The sequence below is a fragment of the Mesorhizobium sp. M5C.F.Ca.IN.020.32.2.1 genome (assembly GCF_004023105.1).
Taxonomy (GTDB): domain Bacteria; phylum Pseudomonadota; class Alphaproteobacteria; order Rhizobiales; family Rhizobiaceae; genus Mesorhizobium; species Mesorhizobium wenxiniae.
Window position 1 is genome coordinate 1 of sequence record NZ_RZSX01001259.1, and the last position, 1,299, is coordinate 1,299.

General features: G+C 61.4%; 2 protein-coding genes and 1 pseudogene. 1 reads left to right on the forward strand and 2 read right to left on the reverse strand.

Translation table 11 applies throughout. From position 1 onward, the window contains the following. The coding region (locus EOA86_RS40970) for a cation:proton antiporter (protein ID WP_245497481.1) at nucleotides 1-640 on the reverse strand (640 nt) is incomplete at its 3' end. Between the two features lie 44 nt (nucleotides 641-684). On the opposite strand from EOA86_RS40970, the gene EOA86_RS34970 reads away from it, so the two are divergent. After that, nucleotides 685-867, forward strand: coding sequence for a hypothetical protein (locus EOA86_RS34970; RefSeq protein WP_245486229.1), 183 nt, complete (start codon nucleotides 685-687; stop codon nucleotides 865-867). Nucleotides 868-963: 96 nt separating this feature from the next. On the opposite strand, the pseudogene EOA86_RS34975 reads toward EOA86_RS34970, so the two are convergent. Continuing rightward, nucleotides 964-1,299: pseudogene (locus EOA86_RS34975) on the reverse strand (hypothetical protein); the annotation flags it as partial.

Consider the following 1,299-nt stretch of genomic DNA (forward strand, 5'->3'; position numbering starts at 1 on the left):
AGATCGGAAACCCCCCCGCCAGTCCGACGCCGGTCAGCAACAGCGCGCATACGCCGACCTGCAATGCCCCAAGGCCAAAGATCTCTCGCCTGAGGCCCCACAGCCGCGACGGTTGCATCTCCAGCCCGATGATGAACAGGAACATGACGACGCCGAGCTCGGCGACGTGAAGAATCGCTTCCGATTCGGAAAAGATGCCGATGCCGAACGGGCCGATGACCACGCCGGCCGCCAGATAGCCGAGGATGGAACCAAGCCCCACGCGCTTGAAGATCGGTACGGCGACAACACCTGCGGCGAGCAGCGCCACCACGTGGATCAGATCGCTGCCCGCTGCTTCTGCTGCCATGCCTGCCGTTCCGTTCTCTCTAGAAACCGCTGCATGTGCTGCGGCATCGAGCAGCCAAGATAGGGGCTTCGGCTGAAATCGAACAGTCCGAATTCCGGAAACTGGTGCAGCAGTGTTGCAGCCGCGCTCCACAGCTTTATGCACCCGCTGCGCTGCGTGTTGCAGCAATCGGGCGCTAAGGACGCGCGGCTTTGGCCGTGAAGGGCGGACGACGATCAAATCCGCGCCTTTTTTTTGAGGGAGACGACTGACATGAAGATTTTTTGCTTGTTGCCATTGGCATCGCGGCATTTGCCGGATCGGCCTGCTAGAACGCACCGGACTGCACGACTGAAATGCTGACCAAGAAAGCTCAGGACATGACTGCAGCCCTTCAGGAGGCGATCACCAAGGATCCGGCCAAGGCGGCCGATCTCACCGCCAAGGTTCAGGCGGTCACGGCCAAGTATCAGGGCGCTACGACGGCGGACGAGGCCTGCAAGGCCTATGACGAGCTGACCGCCGCCATCAAGGCCTGAGAATCGATTTGAGTTTTGCGAAAGAAGCGGTGGCCGTGGCTGCCGCTTTTTTTATAGCGCGGCGCCGCACGTCCTGTCGGACGCGCAGATAAGCGCTCAGTTCGGCGCGATGGAGCCGACTTCGACCGTATCGACGCGCTTCAGCTTCATGCCGATGACCGGCACCAATTGCTGGTCGACGCGCACCGCAACCGTCACCGTCATCGAATTGTCGTTGGGGACAAGAGCCTGCATCACGCCGCGCAACTGATTGCGGTTGATGGTGAAGACGACCTTGTTGGGGCTGACCACGTTGCCGCCGATAATGTCGAGGCCGGAACCGGCGGCACCGCCCATGAAGCTGCCCTTGTAGCCCTCGCGGCCCTTGTGCTGGATCGTCGCCGACATCTGCTGGGTGAACATGCCGACCCGACAACCGCCGTCGAGCGACAT

What these genes read in the sequence shown, in the direction of transcription:
- EOA86_RS34970 (WP_245486229.1), top strand. Translation starts at nt 685, where the DNA reads ATGCTGACCAAGAAAGCTCAGGACATGACTGCAGCCCTTCAGGAGGCG.